At 65.6% G+C, this 18,399-nt stretch carries 20 protein-coding genes and 1 tRNA gene; 15 read left to right on the top strand and 6 right to left on the bottom strand.

Annotated elements, in window-relative coordinates; translation table 11 throughout:
- Positions 1–72: 72 nt before the first annotated feature.
- Entirely contained in the window at positions 73–1,125 is a 1,053-nt protein-coding gene (locus ABTZ43_RS09285; protein WP_188042349.1) for a helix-turn-helix domain-containing protein, read from the top strand.
- 21 nt (positions 1,126–1,146) lie between these two features.
- Here the strand turns inward: ABTZ43_RS09285 and ABTZ43_RS09280 are convergent, their stop codons facing one another.
- A complete protein-coding gene (locus ABTZ43_RS09280) occupies positions 1,147–3,435 on the bottom strand; it encodes a helix-turn-helix domain-containing protein (protein WP_350538589.1) in 2,289 nt (762 codons plus the stop codon).
- 96 nt (positions 3,436–3,531) lie between these two features.
- Positions 3,532–4,749 carry an MFS transporter gene (locus tag ABTZ43_RS09275; RefSeq protein ID WP_350538588.1) on the bottom strand — a complete coding sequence of 406 codons (1,218 nt, stop codon included), beginning with the start codon at positions 4,747–4,749 and terminating at the stop codon, positions 3,532–3,534.
- A gap of 192 nt (positions 4,750–4,941) precedes the next feature.
- Between ABTZ43_RS09275 and ABTZ43_RS09270 the strand changes: the two genes are divergently transcribed.
- Positions 4,942–5,778: an alpha/beta fold hydrolase gene (locus ABTZ43_RS09270; RefSeq protein ID WP_350538587.1), complete on the top strand. Its 837-nt coding sequence runs from the start codon at positions 4,942–4,944 to the stop codon at positions 5,776–5,778.
- 63 nt (positions 5,779–5,841) lie between these two features.
- On the opposite strand, the gene ABTZ43_RS09265 is transcribed toward ABTZ43_RS09270, so the two are convergent.
- Together ABTZ43_RS09265 and ABTZ43_RS09260 are read right to left on the bottom strand one after the other, a co-directional pair.
- On the bottom strand, positions 5,842–6,420 hold the full coding sequence (locus ABTZ43_RS09265) for a DapH/DapD/GlmU-related protein (RefSeq protein ID WP_350538586.1): 579 nt from the start codon (positions 6,418–6,420) through the stop codon (positions 5,842–5,844).
- A 41-nt stretch (positions 6,421–6,461) separates the two neighbouring features.
- On the bottom strand, positions 6,462–7,340 hold the full coding sequence (locus tag ABTZ43_RS09260; RefSeq protein ID WP_350538585.1) for a helix-turn-helix domain-containing protein: 879 nt from the start codon (positions 7,338–7,340) through the stop codon (positions 6,462–6,464).
- Positions 7,341–7,461: 121 nt separating this feature from the next.
- Here ABTZ43_RS09260 and ABTZ43_RS09255 point away from each other — a divergent pair, with 121 nt between their 5' ends.
- The 6 genes from ABTZ43_RS09255 (at position 7,462) to ABTZ43_RS09230 (ending at position 11,747) form a co-directional block, all read left to right on the top strand.
- Positions 7,462–7,644: a hypothetical protein gene (locus tag ABTZ43_RS09255; RefSeq protein ID WP_350538584.1), complete on the top strand. Its 183-nt coding sequence runs from the start codon at positions 7,462–7,464 to the stop codon at positions 7,642–7,644.
- Positions 7,641–8,759 carry a sensor histidine kinase gene (locus ABTZ43_RS09250; RefSeq protein ID WP_350538583.1) on the top strand — a complete coding sequence of 373 codons (1,119 nt, stop codon included), beginning with the start codon at positions 7,641–7,643 and terminating at the stop codon, positions 8,757–8,759. Before ABTZ43_RS09255 ends, ABTZ43_RS09250 begins: the two co-directional genes overlap by 4 nt.
- Positions 8,756–9,403, top strand: a complete 648-nt coding sequence (locus ABTZ43_RS09245) for a response regulator (RefSeq protein ID WP_350538582.1) — start codon at positions 8,756–8,758, stop codon at positions 9,401–9,403. The genes ABTZ43_RS09250 and ABTZ43_RS09245 overlap by 4 nt, the downstream gene beginning before the upstream one ends.
- Positions 9,404–9,485: 82 nt before the next feature.
- Positions 9,486–10,223: an ABC transporter ATP-binding protein gene (locus tag ABTZ43_RS09240; protein ID WP_314096912.1), complete on the top strand. Its 738-nt coding sequence runs from the start codon at positions 9,486–9,488 to the stop codon at positions 10,221–10,223.
- Positions 10,224–10,267: 44 nt separating this feature from the next.
- A complete protein-coding gene (locus tag ABTZ43_RS09235) occupies positions 10,268–10,996 on the top strand; it encodes a hypothetical protein (protein WP_350538581.1) in 729 nt (242 codons plus the stop codon).
- A 49-nt stretch (positions 10,997–11,045) separates the two neighbouring features.
- The gene (locus ABTZ43_RS09230; protein ID WP_350538590.1) at positions 11,046–11,747 is read left to right on the top strand and encodes an ABC transporter permease; all 702 of its coding nucleotides are present in this window, start codon (positions 11,046–11,048) and stop codon (positions 11,745–11,747) included.
- Between the two features lie 267 nt (positions 11,748–12,014).
- Here ABTZ43_RS09230 and ABTZ43_RS09225 read toward each other — a convergent pair whose 3' ends face one another.
- A complete protein-coding gene (locus ABTZ43_RS09225; protein ID WP_350538580.1) occupies positions 12,015–12,620 on the bottom strand; it encodes a hypothetical protein in 606 nt (201 codons plus the stop codon).
- 1,388 nt (positions 12,621–14,008) lie between these two features.
- Here ABTZ43_RS09225 and ABTZ43_RS09220 point away from each other — a divergent pair.
- The 7 genes from ABTZ43_RS09220 to ABTZ43_RS09190 all read left to right on the top strand — a co-directional run bounded on the left by ABTZ43_RS09220 (position 14,009) and on the right by ABTZ43_RS09190 (position 18,256).
- On the top strand, positions 14,009–14,605 hold the full coding sequence (locus ABTZ43_RS09220) for a helix-turn-helix domain-containing protein (protein ID WP_350538579.1): 597 nt from the start codon (positions 14,009–14,011) through the stop codon (positions 14,603–14,605).
- Positions 14,606–14,951: 346 nt separating this feature from the next.
- Entirely contained in the window at positions 14,952–15,464 is a 513-nt protein-coding gene (locus ABTZ43_RS09215) for a hypothetical protein (RefSeq protein ID WP_350538578.1), read from the top strand.
- Positions 15,461–15,868: a hypothetical protein gene (locus tag ABTZ43_RS09210; protein WP_350538577.1), complete on the top strand. Its 408-nt coding sequence runs from the start codon at positions 15,461–15,463 to the stop codon at positions 15,866–15,868. The genes ABTZ43_RS09215 and ABTZ43_RS09210 overlap by 4 nt, the downstream gene beginning before the upstream one ends.
- A gap of 11 nt (positions 15,869–15,879) precedes the next feature.
- Positions 15,880–16,092: a hypothetical protein gene (locus ABTZ43_RS09205; RefSeq protein ID WP_350538576.1), complete on the top strand. Its 213-nt coding sequence runs from the start codon at positions 15,880–15,882 to the stop codon at positions 16,090–16,092.
- A 144-nt stretch (positions 16,093–16,236) separates the two neighbouring features.
- On the top strand, positions 16,237–16,908 hold the full coding sequence (locus ABTZ43_RS09200; RefSeq protein WP_350538575.1) for a recombinase family protein: 672 nt from the start codon (positions 16,237–16,239) through the stop codon (positions 16,906–16,908).
- Positions 16,905–17,129 carry a helix-turn-helix domain-containing protein gene (locus tag ABTZ43_RS09195; protein ID WP_350538574.1) on the top strand — a complete coding sequence of 75 codons (225 nt, stop codon included), beginning with the start codon at positions 16,905–16,907 and terminating at the stop codon, positions 17,127–17,129. The genes ABTZ43_RS09200 and ABTZ43_RS09195 overlap by 4 nt, the downstream gene beginning before the upstream one ends.
- Positions 17,126–18,256: a tyrosine-type recombinase/integrase gene (locus ABTZ43_RS09190; RefSeq protein ID WP_350538573.1), complete on the top strand. Its 1,131-nt coding sequence runs from the start codon at positions 17,126–17,128 to the stop codon at positions 18,254–18,256. Before ABTZ43_RS09195 ends, ABTZ43_RS09190 begins: the two co-directional genes overlap by 4 nt.
- Positions 18,257–18,275: 19 nt before the next feature.
- Here the strand turns inward: ABTZ43_RS09190 and ABTZ43_RS09185 are convergent.
- Positions 18,276–18,348 (bottom strand) — tRNA-Val (locus ABTZ43_RS09185).
- Between the last annotated feature and the right edge of the window lie 51 nt (positions 18,349–18,399).

The raw sequence follows: 18,399 nt of genomic DNA, 5'->3' as shown, positions 1-18,399 counted from the left end.
GGGGGCGTGGTGCCACGCACCTCGCCGGAGCAGAGCGAATCGGTGAGCCCATCCCCCCACAGGAGCGAACCCATGACGATCAGCGATGTCACACCCGGCACGGCCTCTCCGACGGTGCGCGAGATCGCGCGACAGCTGGCATCCTCTCTGAATCGCCGCGTCGTCATACCCGAGTCCGAGCAGACGCCGTCTGCGGGTGCACGGCCGGCAGCGGTGCTCTCGATCCCCGTGGTCGATGACGATGTCACGGTGGCGTTCATCGAGATCGACCTGGGTGACGGATCCTCCCTCACCGCGAGCGAGTTCGAAGCCGTCGACGCGGCATCGACCCTCGTGCGGATCGCTCGACGCCAGGGCTCCGGGTCTTCGCGAGAGGATCGCGAGTCCGTCATGACCCAGCTGCTGGACGCTGAGGAATCGGTGCGTCGAGAGGCCTACGCCCGTGCGCTCCGCCAGAGATGGGTGCACCGCGACGGGGGAACCGTCGTGCGTGCGGTGCTGATCGATGCCGCCGTCACCGAGGTCGAACGCCTCGCGTTCGGTCGTCATCTCGCCCATCTGCGTCCGGTCCCCGCGCACTTCATCGCTCTCGAGGCCGGGATGGTCTTCCTCGTCGGACAGCCCTCCGATGAGGACCTCACCGACGAGCTCCTGCGAGAGGCGACCAGACGCGGGTTGCGCATTCTCGGAATCGGCTCGGCCTCGCCGGCGACCGGCGACGGGGACCTGCGCAGCGCGGCGGACGAGGCGGCGATTGCGGCGTCCCTCGCGGCGGCACTCCCCCAGTTCCACCCGTCCGTCGACGCGAGCGAGCTGGGTGGCTGGCGACTGCTCGCCACGGCATCCGCCGACCCCGGCGCCCTCCGGATCATCTCGCCGGCCGCACACTTCCTCTACTCCCAGACCGACGACAGTCAGCGCCTGACGGTCGAGACGTATCTCGACGTCGGCACCAACGTGGTCGCCGCGTGCCAGATCCTCTTCCTCCATCGCACGACCCTCTACTACCGGCTCGAGAGAATGCCTCCGATCGTGAAGGACGCGCTCGACGACGGCGTGAGACGCAGCACCCTGCACCTGGCGCTGAAGCTCATCCGTCTCTGGGAGTCGACAGGCCGCTTGTGACGCCGGTCCCGGATCCGTCGATCACGCCGACGTCGAGGCCGGCCCGGATGACCCCTGCGTACCGATCAGCGACACCTCCCGGCGCACTCTCGCGAAGATGAACGCCTCGCTGCTCCCCGGGCCCAGGAGGCGCAGCGCTTCATCCGCTTCGGCGATCGCCGCCTCGCCCTCGCCCGCACTGATGAGTGCCCGGATGTGTCGGCGCATCATCAGCAGAACACGCGTGTCGTCTTTCAGCTCGCGAGCGATGGCGATGCCCAGCTCGCCTATCCGCATCGCATCCTGCAGTCGTCCGACCGCGACGTAGGCATCGACCAGGTCGAGACATGCCGCGTACTGGGTGACGATGCTCGTGAGACTGTCGGTGGTCTCGGCGGAACGCACACGGGCGAGAGTGTCCTCTGTGGCCGCGATGGCCTCGAGGTACTCCCCACGCTTGCCCTTGACCATCGACGACAGCACCTGGGCGTTCTCCAGACCCGTCGTCTCGTGCGCCTCGCTGAACGCCTCGATGGCCGCGAGAGCCGCCGCATCGGCATCGACCAGACGATCCAGGGCCATGCTCGCCCAGCCGATGTAGTACTGCGCCCAGCCCTCCTGCGCGGAGTCGCCGGCTCGCAGGGACGCAGCCAGCGCCGCACGCGCAGTGATCACCGCCGTCTCCCGGTCCCCGACCTCGACGATCTCCGCCCACGCGACATATCCGAGCAGCGCGGCCTCTTTTCCGGGATCCCCGAGGCGATGCGCCGCGCTCGCCGCGAGCGAGTAGAACCGGTGCCAGTTGCCCCACGTCATCCAGATGTCCGAATACCAGTGCAGCGCATCGGCGACGTCGCAGACCGTCTCGTCGTGTCCGAGCTCCGCGGCCTCCGTGTACGCCGGCCACCAGTGCTCGGCCTCGGTGCGAATCCATTCCGCGGCGGCGTCGGCGTCGCTGAATCCGCGACCCGTGCGGGCGAGAGCCGTCGGCTCCCTGCCCGGTTCGTACCAGGCGCCCGCGCGCTCCAGACTTCCGAGCAACCACGACCGTATGTGGTCGCGGCGACGCGACACCTCGTCCGCGCCCACCGAGGTGTGCAGCTTGCTTCGCCCGAACAGTCGCATCAGGTCGTGCAGTCGGTAGCGATCTCCGCCGCGCGCCTCGAGCATGCCCAGATCGGTGAGGTCGTCGAGGCGCGCCTCGACCTCTGCGAGATCGGGGGAACGCACCGCCGCCGCGGCGAGGTGCGCACCGAACGTCCGTCCGTCGATCAGCGAGATCCAACGGAACAGCGCGGCCGTGCGCGGGTCGAGCTCGTCGTAGGAGAGCGAGATGGCTGCTTCCACCGCCAGATCGCCGGCGACGAGAAGGCGCAGTCGATCTTCCGATGTGCGCATCCGGCCGAGCAGGTCGGCGACCGTCCATGCGGGCCGACTGGCGATGCGATTGCCCACGACGCGCAGCGCGAGCGGGACATCGTCGCACAGACCCGCCACCTCGTCGAGAGCCTCGTCGTCCTCGACCGCCTGCGGGATCAGACGGTGCAGGAACGCGATGCTCTCCTCTCGCCGGAGCGGGCCGAGACGCACCCGTTGCACTCCTTCGAGACCGGCCAGGCTCCGGCGCGAGGTCACGACGACGACGTCGCCGGCGCAGATCGAGAGGATGGGGCGGATCTGCGCCTCGTTCGCGACGTTGTCGAGCAGCACCGAGACCGGAGAGTGATCGACGGCAGACCGCCACCGGGTCCGGGCCTCCGCGAGATCCGCGGGCGGTCTCTGCTCCGCCCCGGGGAGCTGACGCAGCAGGGCGGTCATCACCTGCAGCGGCGTGAGGGGCGAGGAGCTGAAGCCGTCGAGCCCCAGGAACACGACGGGGAGCCCGGTCGACGGCCGTCCGCGCTCGAGTATCTCGATCGCCACGGTCGTCTTGCCGATGCCGGGCGCTCCGCTGATGATCAGCGCGGGGCGCTGCGCACCGGGAGGAAGAGTCCCGCAGAGGATCGCCAGGGCCTCATCGATCTCGGCGTGGCGACCCGAGAAGTCGAACACGCGGTGCGGCGATATCGCCCCTGGCCCCTCTTCGGGCAGCGGGGCCCGGGGGCGGGCGCGGGCCGCTCGCAGGAACGCATGTCGATCCGCGGTGTCGAGACCGAGCCCGTCGGCCAGTGCGTCGACGGTGCGGCGCTGGGGAGACGCGCTCGCGCCCCGCTCGAGATCGCCGATCGTGCGCACGCTCACCCCGGACTGGGAGGCGAGCGCTTCGAGGGTCAGGTTGTGCCCCACTCGCAACGACCGCAGCAGCCGTCCGAAGGGTGAAGGTTCGATCACGACGTCCGCCTCTCGCTGGGTTCAGCTTGGCAGGTCTCGTCGGATCGGAGGTGGCTCGCCTGTCACACGGCGGTTTCAGAGCAGATCGACTCGGGGTCAGCCCTGTGCGCGCGGCGTCGCCTCGACGGCGGAGCGCCGCATGACCACCGCCGCCGAGACCGTCGCGACGAGGACGACCGAGATGAACACGAGGAGCACGGGCGTCTGGGCGGCGAAGGTGAGGATCACACCGATCGCGAGCACCGGCAGCGCGAGTCCGCAGTAGGCGATGAGGAAGATCAGCGCGAGGGTCTCGCCGCGACGCCCCGGTTCGGCGAGCGCCGAGGCGGTGGCCACCGACGATTTGAACAGCAGCCCCACGCCGACTCCCGCCACGATGCCGCCGCCGAGGAAGACCGCGAGCGAGGGGACCAGAGTCCCCGCGGCGACGGCGACGAGTCCCAGCGCGCAGCACAGGGCGGCGATGGTGAGCTGCGCCCTCCGCGGCAGGCGAGCGAGGGCCACCTGGCCCGCGGCAGCTGCGGCGAACACCGAGCATGCCGTCAGGCCGGCGACGAGGTGATCGTGCTCGTCGAACGTGCTGACGAGAATGGTCGGCGCGAGCGAGGTGAAAAGCCCGAAGAGCGCGAAGCCCGCGAAAGCACCGAAGCCCGCGGCGACGAATGCCGTTCGTGAGCGCGGCGGTGCCGCGATGCGCTGGGGTCGATATCGCCGCGGCTCGTCAGGAGGCGTCACCGTCTCGGGCACGCAGGCGACGGCGATCGCCGCCGCGAGCAGCACGACGAGGAACACCGCGTGCGGCAGCACGAGCGGCGAGGGCAGGAACTCGGCGAACAGACCGCCGACCAGGGGCCCGAGCGCCAGGCCGCCGAGGTTCGCGGCGCCGGCGACGGATGCCGCGACGATCACCTGCTCGCCGGGCCTGGCGTGCGCGCGCAGCTCGCCCAGGTGTGCGGTGGCCGTGGCGGTGAGGATGCCCACACTCGCGCCGTTCACCAGCCGGGCGGCGAGGAGACCCGGCACCTCATGCCACAGCAGGAACAGCACGGCACTGAGCGCCGCGATGAGAATCGCGATGACCAGCATCCGCCGACGCCCCATCCAGTCGCTGACGTGACCGAGCAGGAAGAGGCTGAGTACGACGCCGACTGCGAACGCCGCGAAGATCATCGTGATGACCGAGACGGGGAATCCGTCAGCCTGCTGGTAGAGCGGGTACAGCGGTGTGGGCACGGTCGCGTATGCCATCACGAGCAGGAAGGCGGATGCGACCACCCAGAATCCCGCCCCGTGCGAGATGCGAGCGTTCGACATGTGCAGACGCTACCGCGGGAGCGCCCGGCGGCACCGGACAGATGTCGAACACCTCCGCGCTGCATCCTGGACAGATGTCGAGGCGTCGGCGTCGGCATGCGAGTTATCGTGGGCGCGCTCCCACGATGCAGACGTGGGGCGACCGACAGTCGTCCGGAACCGTTCGGGGCGGCGGAAACCTGGAGGCTGATCATGGCGTTCGTGACCACCGATGATGGCGCAGAGATCTACTACAAGGACTGGGGCAGCCCCGACGCACAGCCCATCATGTTCCACCACGGCTGGCCGCTGTCGTCGGACGACTGGGACACCCAGATGCTGTACTTCCTCGACGAGGGCTACCGCGTGGTGGCCAGCGACCGTCGGGGGCACGGGCGGTCGTCGCAGATCGGCACCGGTCACGACATGGACCATTACGCCAGCGACGCCTCGGCGGTGGTCGAGCACCTCGACCTCCACAACGCGATCCACATCGGGCACTCGACAGGCGGCGGGCAGGTCGCGCGGTATGTGGCGAAGTTCGGGCAGCCGCAGGGACGCGTCGCCAAGGCCGTTCTCGTCTCCTCGGTGCCCCCGCTGATGCTGCAGACGGACGGCAACCCCGACGGCCTTCCGCTGGCGGTGTTCGACGGCTTCCGGGACGCCCTGGCGGCCAACCGCGCCGAGTTCTTCCAGGCCGTGGCATCCGGTCCCTTCTACGGATTCAACCGTGAGGGCGTGGAGCTCTCCGAACCCGTCGTCGCCAACTGGTGGCGCCAGGGGATGACGGGCAGCGCGCTCGCGCACTACGCCGGCATCAAGGCCTTCTCCGAGACCGACCAGACCGACGATCTCACGGCCATCACCGTGCCCGTGCTCGTGCTCCAGGGCGACGACGACCAGATCGTCCCCTACAAGGACGCCGCGCTCAAGCAGCACGAGCTGCTCAGCGACTCGACCCTCAAGATCTACGAGGGATTCCCGCACGGGATGCTGACGACGCACGCGGATGTCATCAATCCCGACATCCTCGCCTTCATCCGGCAGTAACCGCGGCGCTGCCGCACGACGGCGCATCCGACGCTCGGCGTTCGGGTGCGCCGTCGTCTCGCGCTACGACGGCTGCTCGTCGAGGGTGCGGACGACGCGAGCCGGTGAGCCGACGGCGATGACCCCGCGGGGGATGTCCTTGGTGACGACGGAGCCGGCGCCGATGACGGAGTCGTCGCCGATGGTCACCCCGGGAAGGACGGTGACGTTGGCGCCCAGCCAGACGTTGCTGCCGATGACGACCGGTGAGGGGATGAGGTCGGCTCGTCGGCTGGGCTGCAGGCCGTGCTGAAGGGTCGCGATGACGGCGTTGTGGCCGATGAGGCTGTCGTCGCCGATCGAGATGCCGCCCTGGTCCTGGAATCGGCAGCCGGAGTTGATGAAGACGCGTCTGCCGAGCGTGATGTTCTTGCCGAAGTCGGCGGTGAACGGCGGGAAGAGCGTCACCGTCTCATCGATGTCCGCGCCGGTCAGCTCTGCGAGGAGCTCTCGGACACGGGCGGGCGGGTGATAGCCGCTGTTCAGCTCACCGGCGATGCGGAGGGCTTCCTGGCTGGTCTCATGCATGACCGCGTGTCCCGGGGAGTTGCCGGTGATGGTCTCCCCCGCGTTCAGGGCGACGAGGAGGTCGGTGAGAGTCATGGGGGTCTCCACGGTCGAGGGAACGGCGTGATCGGGTGCGGTCATTCGGGCGGCCTCACGGATGCGGGAGCCGTGGCCGACCAGCTCGCGAGCAGCTGGAGTCGTTCTGCCGAGGGCGATCCCGGCTCGGCGGTGTAGATGAGCAGGCTGAGGCCGTCATCGGCCGTGACGGTGAGCTCTTCGTACACGAGGGTGAGGTCGCCGACGATCGGGTGGCGGAAGCGCTTGGTGCCTGTCCCGTGCGTCCTCACGTCGTGTGCGGACCAGAGCCGGGAAAACGTGTCGCTTCGGGTGGTGAGCTCGCCGACGAGATCCTGGAGGACGCGGTCGTGCGGGTGTCGTCCGGCTTCGACGCGCATGATGCCGACGCACATCCGGGCGAACAGGTCCCAGTCGGGGTAGAAGTCGCGCGATGCGGGGTCGAGGAACTGGAAGCGCGCCAGATTTGGTGTCCTCCCGCCCGCGCCGATCACGGGTGTGTAGAACGCTGCGCCGAGCGAATTCGTGGCGACGAGGTTCTGGTGGCGGTCGCGGACGAACGCGGGTCCGCCGGTGATCGCGTCGAGGGTGTGCTGCAACGCCTGGCGGGCGGGCTGCTGCGCCGTGGCGCGCCGACGGGGGCGCCCCGACGTCGGGATGCCGTCGGCCGCGCGAGCGAGGTCGAACAGGTGCATCCGCTCGGTCTCATCGAGGAGCAGAGCCCGGGCGAGTGACTCGAGAACGGCGGACGATGCGCCGGCGATGTCCCCGCGTTCGAGCTTGGCGTAGTAGTCGACGCTCACGTCGGCGAGCATCGCGACTTCGGATCGGCGGAGACCTGCGACGCGTCGATTCGCCCCGGCGACCAACCCGACATCGGCGGGTGCGAGCCGCGCGCGTCGCGTCATGAGGAACTCACGCACCTCGGCTCTGTTGTCCATGCGATCCACCGTACGACGGTCCGAGCGCGTGAGGGATGCCCTGTCAGTACGCCTCTTGCCGGAGTGCCCTGCGCGCCCATGGACGAGGACCGGGCGGCGCGTGCCTCGGTAGGGTGGTCGCATGACTGCATGGAGCCGCTACCTGCTGGGAGTCGCCCTGGTTCTCGGGATCGCCGGACTGCTGTTCGCGGAACGACTTCCCGTGTGGTGGAGCCCTGCGTCAGTGGTCTTCATGGTGCTCGCAGCCGGCGTGTTCTCGGCGTGCACCATTCGTGACCACCGACGCACGCGCTCGTGCGAGTGAACGGGAGTGAGGATCGCGATCCCGAGACTCGGTCGCGGTGGCTGACGCCCCTGGTCTTCGGGCTCGCGGTGTTCCTGGGACTCTGGGTGACCGTCACGCCGGACGCTGCGAGTGGACGCGGGGCTCAGCTCGCATGGGGCGCGATCGCCGTCACCGGCCTCATGGTCGGATCGCGCCTGCCGGTCCTCGCGGTGGTCGTGACCGCAGCGGCGACCTCTTTCGCGTGGCTGGTCGGAGTGACTGCCGATCCGTTCGTGTTGACAGGATTCGCGGTGTTCAGGCTTGCCGAGATGCGTGGAGGACGCAGGTTTCCGTGGTGGATGTTCGGCGGTGCGTTCGTCGTGGTGGTCGCGTCCGCGATCCTCTCTGTCGAGGACACCGAAGATCGCGCTCGGGGGATGCTGCTGAGTGCGCTGGTGCTGTCCGTCGCGTGGGCGTTGGGCGCGCGGACACGAGAGGTCCGGCGCGAGGCCGCAGCGCGGTCACGGGCGGAGGAGCGACTCCGTCTGGCACGCGATGTGCACGACGTGCTGTCTCACTCCCTGGGTACGATCGGCGTGCATGCGGGTGTCGCGGCCCACGTCACCGCACTCGGCGCCGACGAACTGCGCGAAGCGCTCCGCGGTATCGAGAACGATGCGCGGACCTCACTGTCCGAGTTGAGCACCCTCCTGAGGCGCGAGCGGTCGGACCTCGAGGCGGATGCCGCGGTGTCGAGTCCCCTCTCCTCGGCGCTTGCGGGCATTGCTCGGACGGCTGAGAAGGCCGGTCTGTCCGTGCACCTCGACGTGGGAGATGACATCGATGCGCTCCCGGCCGATGTGCGGACGACACTGCTCCGGATCGTTCAGGAGGCGGTCACGAACGTCGTCCGCCATGCCTCGGCGTCCTCTGTGACTGTGGGGCTCCGCGTCTCCTCCGACGAGGTGACGATCGGCGTCGCGGATGACGGCCAGGGCGCACGGGGCGAGATCAGCCTCGGGAACGGCTTGACCGGTGTGCGCGAGAGAGCCGTGCTGCTGGGTGGCACGGCGGATTTCACCTCCTCGGCCTCCGGATTCACGGTGTCCGCGACGGTGCCGCTGCGAAGAGGCTCGGCGGGAGCCCGCGGATGACGCCGATCAGGGTGCTGATAGCCGATGATGAGCCGTCGATTCGTTCTTCGCTTCGGATGCTGATCGACAGCGACACCGACATGGAGGTCGTCGGCGAGTCCGCCGACGGTGAGGCCGCGGTCGAGATCGCGGCGCGCCTGCGGCCCGATGTCGTGCTGATGGACGTGCAGATGCCCCGGATGACGGGGCTGGAAGCCACCCGCATCATGGTCGCGGACGCAGGCGGGCCGCGGGTGATCGTGCTCACGATGTTCGACCTGGACGAGTACCTGTACGACGCCCTGCGTGCCGGCGCGTCGGGATTCCTGTTGAAGAACAGTCCTCCCGGCGAGGTGCTGCACGCGATCCGCGTCGCACATGAGGGCAACGCGCTGCTCGCCCCGGAAGTGACCAAGCGCGTGATCGGACGCTTCGCTCCTCTGCGCGAGGACCATCGCCTCGAGCACCTCACGGCGCGGGAACGCGAGACGCTGACGCTCATCGGGCGAGGCAGATCGAATGCGGAGATCGCGGCCGAACTGTTCGTCACCGTGACGACGGTGCGCACGTACGTGAGCCGCATCCTCACGAAGCTCCAGACCCGCGACCGCGCGGGGCTCGTCGTGATCGCCTACGAGAACGGCTTGGTGACTCCCGCATCCTGATGATGTCGCCGGCACCCCCACGCATCCGATTGTCGACTCCTGCAGACTGACATCCTCGCCCGGACGCGGTGGGCTGGAGGACATGATCGACATCAGCCATCTGGTCAAACGTCACGGCTCACACACTGCCGTCGACGACGTGAGCTTCACCGCCCTCCCGGGGCGGGTCACCGGGTTCCTCGGGCCCAACGGCGCAGGAAAGAGCTCGACGCTGCGCATCCTCCTCGGGCTGGATCGCGCGACCCGCGGCACGGCGCTGATCGGCGGGAGCGCCTATCGGTCGCTGGAGCGTCCGCTGTGGAGAGTCGGTGCGATGCTCGACGGCCCCGGTGCGCACAAGGGGCGCACCGCCAGGGCGCATCTGCGGTGGGTGGCGCAGTCGAATGCGATTCCCCCGCGGCGGGTGGACGAGGTGCTGGAGCTCACCGGCCTGAGTCATGCGGCGAAGACGCGGATCGGCAGGTTCTCGCTCGGCATGGGGCAACGTCTCGGCATCGCCGCCGCGCTTCTCGGTGACCCCGACGTGCTGGTGCTGGACGAGCCGACGAACGGGCTCGATCCCGACGGCATCCGGTGGATCAGACGCTTCTTGCGCTCGCTCGCCGACGACGGCAGGACGGTGCTCGTCTCCAGCCATCTGATGAGCGAGATGCAGGACACCGCCGACGACTTCGTGGTCATCGCACGAGGCCGAGTGCTCGCGGCGGGCACCGCCGCTGAGGTGACCGGCGTCCATGACACCGTGGAGGACGCGTTCTTCGCACTCACAGACGAGCACACGGAGCACCGTGCCGCAGGCGAGGAAGGGGCCTCGGCATGAGCGGTCTTCTGCGAAGCGCGCTCCCTCTCGCACGTTCGGAGTCCATGAAGCTCTTCTCAGCTCGCGCCACCGGCTCGCTCGCGGCCGTGTCGATTCTCGGCACGTGGCCGATGGCATGGACCAACGCCGCATCCGCCGTGGGCGTCGCCCCTGACGACCCGCGACTGTTCTCCTCCGAACCGGTCCCCCTCGAGTACCAGGGTTTCGAGATGGCCGGCATCGGATACGTCCTCGTCGTCGCCCTCGCCGCGGTGTGGGCCGGAAGCGAGTACGGCGGCGGCACACAGATCCGCACGACTCTGCTGTCCACCCCGCACAGACTGCGTGTGTTCCTGATGAAGGCGCTGCTGCTCGCGATCACGGTCGCGGTGATCGCGTTCCTCACGATGTGGGGCACGCTGGTGATCACGCACGCGGCGGGCGACACCGGCATCGATCCCTGGGCTTTGAATCCTGCGATCTGGGCGCACCTCGGCGGCGTCACGATCGCATGGACGCTCACCGCCCTGATCGCGTTCGCCATCGGCGTGCTCGGACGCACGGCCATCCTGCCGCTCATCCTCGTCGTGCCGCTCGTGATCGGCATCGGCGACTTCCTCGCCGGCTTATGGGGCGGCGCGAAGTATCTCCCGACTGCGGCGGGGGCGGCCCTCTTCTCCGATCCCGCCTCCGGCATCTATCTCGAACCGCTCGCCGGCGGCCTCATCCACACGGCATGGGCAGTGGTTCTGCTCACCGCGGCAGCGGTCGCCTTCGTCCGCCGAGACCTGTGAGGCATCGATGATCCGCTCCCTCCGCGCCGAGTGAACGAAGGCGCTCACCCTGCGCAGTGTTCAGGGAACCCTCGCCGCCGCGCTCCTCGTACCACCTGCTCTGGCTCTCGCCTCCGGTCTCGCGTTCGACGGCGCGACGGCCGCGGCGCGCTCGTTCCCCGTCGAGTCGCACGGATTCGAGACTGCCGGATTCGGGCAACCGCTGATCATCCTGCTGGCCGCGCTCATCGCCGGATCCGAGTACGCCGATGGACAGCTCCGAACCACCTTGGCCGCCACGCCCCGGCGGGGCCGTGTGATCGCCGCGAAGTTCACCGTGATCGCGACGACGGCAGTGCTCATCGGCATCCTCGCCACGAGCGCGGCTGTCCTCCTCGCACACGCGGCACTCGGTGAACAGTGGCTCTCGATCGGCGAGTTCTCCGCGGGAATGGGATGGAACGTGGTCGGCGTCGCCGTGAACTACACGCTGATCGGCGTGATCTCCGCAGCGATCACAGTCCTCGCCCGCACGCCCGTCGTGGCACTCGTCGTACTCGTGCCCGTGGTGCTCGGGCTCTCCCTCTCCCTGCTGGGAGTCCTCCCCTGGGTCAAGTTCCTCCCTGATCTCGCGGGAATCCAGCTCCTGACGGGCTATCCGGGAATCGGTCTCCTCGACCCGATACCCGGAGGACTCATCATGGCGACCTGGGCGCTGCTGCTTGCGGCCGCATCCTGGCTCGTCTTCCGCACCCGCGACACCGATGGGTGAGAACGGGTGTGACCGCAGAGTCCCGGTTCCATGCCCACCGGTGCTCTCGCCGGCGACTCTCGCGTCCGCGAGCGGCACCCGGGAGGTGAGTGGATTCAGGAGATCCCGGTGATTCTTCGGTGGGCCCTGCCGGGATCGAACCGACGACATCCACGGTGTAAACGGGTCCGCTACTCCCCTGCCCGCGTCATCACGGCTTTCTGGGGTTTCACAAATTCCTCGATCTGGCCCGCGTTTTACCCTGGGGGGACGCCGGGGGGACGCCGTTCAGTGCTTCTTCGCCAGTTCACCGGAAACGTACCGCGCCGCGACCGTCTCAACGTGTTGGAACAGGGTTACAACGTCTCTGAAGTAAGTGAAGGCATCAGCCACCTTGCCGTCAAGCTTCTCGAAATCACCTCCGGTGTCACTCCCGTGCTGGATGAGCGCTGACAGCGCCTTGCCGTCTTGCACAAGTTCGGTCGCAGCCTGAATCGCCGTGAGTAGTTCAGCGTCCCCGACGAGCAAGCGAAGCTGAGCGCCGGTCCTGGTTAGTGTCTCCATGTCGGTTCGCAGCTTGGTTCCAGTGTCCGTGTTCGTCCACTCCAACCAGAACGCCTGATTGTTGGCTTCCTTGTAGAAGATCGGCGCGAGTAGATCATTCGTCTTCGCCCATGCAATCCCAGCCGTAACGAAGTCTGTGATCGTCTGCCGAGCCTCCGTCCGGCGCGCTTCTCTCGCAGCATCCTCCACCTGTCGCCGCGCATGGCCGTTCGTCAGGCTGATGGTCACAAACGCTGTAGCAACGGTGACGACGCCGCCGACGATTGCGATGGCGACCGTATCCGAGATGAGCGGCTGAGCCGCAGCTTGCTTCGCAAGTTCGAGGAGCACAGTGCGAGTCTGGCATGTCACTTGAGCGGACGCGGGGACTGACCCACACATCTTCGATGTTCGAACGTGTTCGAATATGTCCCCGGCGTGTCGTGATCGATGTTCGGCGTTTCCTTGTAATCTCTGGTACAGGGCCACGCCCGGCCCGAAACGCCCTGGGGGCGGCGAAGGAGGTAGGGGATCACGAGAGCACAGTGCAAGAAATGTCATCGCGTTACTGGGGTAAGCGATAGCGGAGCACTAATGAATCACGAGAACAGCGCGGGGAAGCGATGTCCCGCCACAGGAGCGCGAGCGGTCAATCCGTTCCATGCGCCACCGATCAGCAGACCGAAGCAACGGACACGAAAACCGCTACCCGAGCCAGTTTCTGAATACTGGCTCACTCCGAAGCTGAGGCAGAAACGCCCTCAGCCGAAGAGGCAAGTTGCTCGAACTCCGGTCAGCGACACTCCACGATCGCCATGGTGGCAGCGAGCAGGGTTCGAGAGCGAGGAGGCTTGGCGGGCATCCTTGCCGCCGACGCCGAAGCTGGTAATCCCTCGCATCCGCATCGTCAGCGGTGGATTGCCTGGCCTAGGTCGTCGCCGCTAACAGACGGCAGAAAACCCCGCCCTCGATCTTCGGGAGGCGGGGTTTTTGGTACCCGCCTAGGCATACATAGACGTAGGTACGCAGAAAATCATGTACCTCTGAAGGCATGTCGACCTTGTGCGCGATATCTAACGTCATGACCCTTGACGAAGCTCTCGCCACCCTCCGGACTCTCAATCTCGATCGTGGTCGCCTGATCGAACTAACGCGCCAGGTCGCTACAGCCGATGACGACACAGAGCGTCGGCGCATCCTATATCGAGCACGAGCCGAGGAAGCCGCCGCGATCGACGAGCGCGCCGAGGTCATCCGGACCGCCTGGGCTGACCGCTCAGCCCGCGTCTCGGCGATCTCTAAGAGGGCCGCACAGCAGCCCCTGGACAGCCCTGAGAGGCCCGTGCGTCGCACAGTAGACCCGGTGGAGCCTCGACCGGTAACGGTCCGCCACATCGCCCCACAGCCACCGAAGAACCAGTGCCCTGAAGACCACGCGCACGGCGCATCGACAACTTGTTACTCGGGCCACCTCTGCCGTTGTGCCGACTGCCGTGCGGGTAATAGCGAACGCGCCGCCGCATATCGACGCGGAGAGCGTCCGCCGCGCCCCGAAGCTAAGCACGGCCTCTACCGATACAAGAAACTGAAGTGCCGGTGTGATGTATGTAAGGACGCAAAGCGCCAAGAGAACGCCGACAGGACGGCTCGTCGACAACGCGACAAGAAAGTACGTGAGGATTCCTGAAATTTTTTCTTTCCGAATCGACCACTGAGGCGTAGAAGAATCTAGGACCACTATGTGTGCAACAACTAACACTTACCAAGTAAAGAGCTATGAAGATGTTTGGGACATACTTCATGCCGGTGTAGAGCACGCCCATAAGCGAACGAACTTCACAACAAAAGACCTCACATGGGATGACTCGCTGACGTTGGGTCAGAACTACTCCAGAATCCTTTTCCAGAAATTGATCAAGGTGGGAATGCGCGAGCTTGGTCAGAGAACAGCACTCTTTCCGAACATGTCTCATCATAACGTCGAAACTCTCTGGTTCTTCCTAATGGATCGCTTCTTCGATCTACAGCGAGAGTCCTTTTCCGCGTGCGGAGTCACGGAGTATGGCTGTTCGGTGCCTGAGATGTTCTTTCAATGCCGACGTGCAGCAGAGACGGCGGTCGAGAACTTCGATGCCGACACGTACCGGCTGAGACAGGAGAAGGCCACGCGCGGCGGACTGGCGTACTCGACGTACACCCTTGAGGACTTTCTAGAAACTCGCGGCATGAGCGCCCGCGAAGCAGCAGCGCATCTCGGCATCAAGGTTCGCAACGTCTACAACATGCGGAAGAAGTACGAACACATCGACTCGAACACGGGAGAGATACATGTCTAACCACTGGCCCGCTACCGCAAAGCAACGTGGATATGGAATCTCTCTGGAAGAAGCACTCGGCATCGATCATGCAAGTTGGACACACCTGAGCGTCGACGAAGCGCGAGAGCGCATAGGCATGCTCATTGCTCTACGTTCTACAACTTCGGAAGCTATCTCGGGCGCATGAAAAATCTTTCAAAAAACTTCTGCTAAAACCATACTTTCCGGAACCCTCCGCGCGATAGTAGCAAGTACAGCGGGGAGAACGCAGACTTCCCAAAGTCACCTCACGGGGTGGGAGGGAGTGGTGTCCTTATGGGTATCGAGCACCGCTCTCTCCAATAAACACAAGGGAACTCAGGGCATGGGACGAATCAACACGCTAAAGACTCACCCCCAGTTGAATCGCATTTTGCAGATGATTGGCGAGGGGGTACCTCAAGCAACTGTTGCACGAGAATTTGAGCTTGCCGAATCCACGCTGAGCAGATTTCTAAATTCCAGAAAGAGCGAGATGGCGAAGCTCGTCGACGACGAACCGGGCGTGACCGACATTCTCAGTCGTCTTGTCGAAGCTGCCGATCATGCACGTCAGGTCCGTCGACAGTCTCAACTCACTGGCTCCCCCGTGGCCGAGAGCCGCGCCATCAAGGTGGAGGCAGACGTACTGACTCGCATCATCACTGATCTCGGGATCGACGACACGACTGTGAGTGGCTTCCTGACCGAAGCTCAGGCGCTGGTCTCAGCACTCAAGGTCTTCTTCCGCAGCTATCCCGACTCAGCCGCCGACCTTCTCGACGTGTTTAAGCAGACCCCCGAACTCAGCCAACTTGCAAGCGCTCTAGGCGCGCGCGGAATCGGAAAGAACAAATGACCAGGCCAACCGAAGCTTTCAAGATCACCGTCCTAGCAAGCGGCACGACTGTGCCGTTCGATTCCTTCTCAGGCCGCATCGCGTATCGCGGCGAGCTTGTGGAGATCACCCCCGAGCAGTACGACGGCACGCTGGACCGCTTCGGAAACTCATGGCTCGACATGGACGAGCACGCTCAAGCTAAGAAGTGGGGCATGGTGCGATTCCTCAGGGGTGACCACACCGCAGATGTGGCCTTCATCGGTGATGACGACTCGACTGTTCGCTACCGCCGCCGAGAGAACGCCATCGCCACGGCGAACGCGATCAGCGATCCAGCCGAGCGCCGAGCAGCGCACGCCGAGGTCAACCGCGTATATGGCCGCGCCGAGTCCACACAGCGCACAACGCGCTCATTCGAGTGATGGGAACAGACATGACTGACAGCACCCCCGACGACGCCCTCTACATGGCTCGAATACGCGCGAACCTCGCGAACCAGAACACTGACGCAGCCCGCGCCCAAGTCGAGCATGCCCCCAGGCAGTGGTCAGCTACGGAGGAAGCCGAGTTCATCAGAAAGAACTACGGCAGCGATGAGGATCGCATCGCCAAGCTCATCCGGGATGCCAACGACGGCAAGCTGTAACGAATCTTCCCGTCCGGGTCCGTGGAGGACTGCCCGGACGGGATGGCCCCTCACGCGGCCAAACCGATGCCCCGCCCTGATCCCCAACAGCGCGGGGCATTTGGTGTCTATACATAAAGGGAACCCTTTATGTATGATGGCCTCATGGACACTCTGGCGGATCGCACCACGAAGGCTCTCCTGTACGTACGCGTCAGCACCGAGGAGCAAGCAGACCTTGGTGCATCGCTGGAAGCTCAAGAGCAAGCCCTCATGGTCGAGGCTGTGCGCCGTGGGTACGATTTCGAGGTTGTGCGCGAGGAGGGTAAGAGCGCAAAGAGCATCCAGGGTCGCGACAAGCTCGTGGAGGCTCTGGACCTGCTCGACAAGCACAAGGCCGACGTGCTTATGGCCGTACGGATGGATCGGTTGTCGCGTGACGTGGGTGATGTAGCCGCACTCATGCGCCGCAGTAAGAAGAAGGGCTGGGGCATCATCCTCAGCGGTGAGCGGATTGACACCACCCCGGACGGTGAGTTTCGGACACATCTCGATGCTGCACTCGCCCAGAGGGAAAGAGGGATGATCGGCCTCCGCACGCGGGAGGGCATGGCGCAGCGAAAGGCTGAAGGGAAGCACATGGGACGCAGCGTCGAAGTTGAGTTCCTGCCTACCTACCGGCGGGTGCTGTCTATGAGCGCTGACGGCATGAGCCTCAACGCCATCGCTCGCAGTCTCAATGAGGAGGGTGTACCCACCGCAAAGGGTGGCAAGTGGTATCCCTCCACGGTGCGCGCCATCGTCAACAGCCAGACAGCGAAAGCCCTCTCACAATGAGTTCTGCGATTTCTTGGGTTTCTGTGCTTCAGAGGCGTAAGAGAGGTATGGAAACAAATCTCATGACCTCCGCTGACGTAGCAAAGCTCCTCCAGGTGTCTGCCCCAACCCTCTCGCGTTGGCGCTCCTCACGCACCGGCCCACCCTTCATCAACCTCAACGGCATCCCCCGCTATCGGGAAGCCGATCTGCAAGCCTGGATCAAGGAGAAGCGCGCATGACTGTTTCCAGAATCGTCAATGCTGACGGATCGATCAGTTACCGCGCCCGTGTCAAGAGCGGTCGCAGCGTCGTTGCATCCAAGACCTTCCGCAGGAAGGGTGATGCCGACACCTGGCACGACTCCCAGAAGCGGGCGCTGAGCCTTGGTGAGTTCGTAGACCCGCGCGCCGGTATGGAATCCGTAGGCTCAGCCCTTGAGCGCTGGGCACAGGCCCGCGCGGGCACAGTGGCGAGCAAGACCCTCGACACTGAGAAGCACGCACTTAAGCACGTTCCTACGGCTCTGAGGAACCGCCCGCTGAGCGCAGTCCGGGCAACTGACCTCGAAGCGCTCTACACACAGATGATGCGGACGCTGAACCGTTCTACTGTCATCCGCTTCCGGCAGGTCATCAGCCCCTTCTTCTCGTGGGCCGTGGCTCAGAAGCTCATTGCGAAGAACCCCGCTATTGAGTCGAAGGTGCCGCGCGGCACAGGTCAGGACACCAAGCGCGAGATTTTTCCATACACCGTCGAAGAGCTTCGCGCTGTGCACGCCGATCTCCTTAGCCACACGTCACGCGAGAACGCAGACATCGCACTTGTGTTGGGGCTGACGGGTATTCGCTGGGGCGAGCTTGCCGCGCTTCGCGTTCGTGACGTGCAGGAACTTCCTTACCCCGCTCTGCGTATCTCACGCTCGAAGCCAGACGGTCAGCCGGTGCGCACGGTCACCAAGGGCGGGAAGCCGCGCACTGTCCCTCTCATGGGTGATGTCGCCACAATCGTGCTCAACGCGATCAAGGGGAAGGCCCCGGATGCGCTGGTATTCGCTTCAGCAACGGGCAGCGCGCGTTCAGGGAACAACTGGAAGCGTGACGCTCACTGGAAGGCCAATGCGAGAGGTCGCCGCGTTCACGACCTTCGGCACACGGCAGCATCCCTGTGGCTCATCAACCGCGTAGATATCAAGACTGTGCAGACCTGGCTGGGTCACTCCTCAGCGAAGCTGACCATGGACCTCTACGGCCACTACATGGGAAATGACGCCGACACAGCAGCAGTTGCCCGCATGAACGCCGTACTGGCTCAGCCGGGGGACGCAGGGGGGACGCTCGAAAAGTTGTCCACAGGTGCTGAACGCTGATTTCCCAGTGTTCTCTAGGTGGGCCCTGCCGGGATCGAACCGACGACATCCACGGTGTAAACGTGGCGCTCTACCAGCTGAGCTAAAGGCCCTGGTGACTCCATCCTACAGACGACCCGATGCGCACCGATGTCGTAGAAGGG

Origin of the sequence: Microbacterium sp. NPDC097977, assembly GCF_040302605.1 — a bacterium.
In the GTDB taxonomy this organism is placed as follows: domain Bacteria; phylum Actinomycetota; class Actinomycetes; order Actinomycetales; family Microbacteriaceae; genus Microbacterium.
Note: the sequence above shows the minus strand (reverse complement) of the source record. Positions and strands in the feature narration are given on the sequence as shown.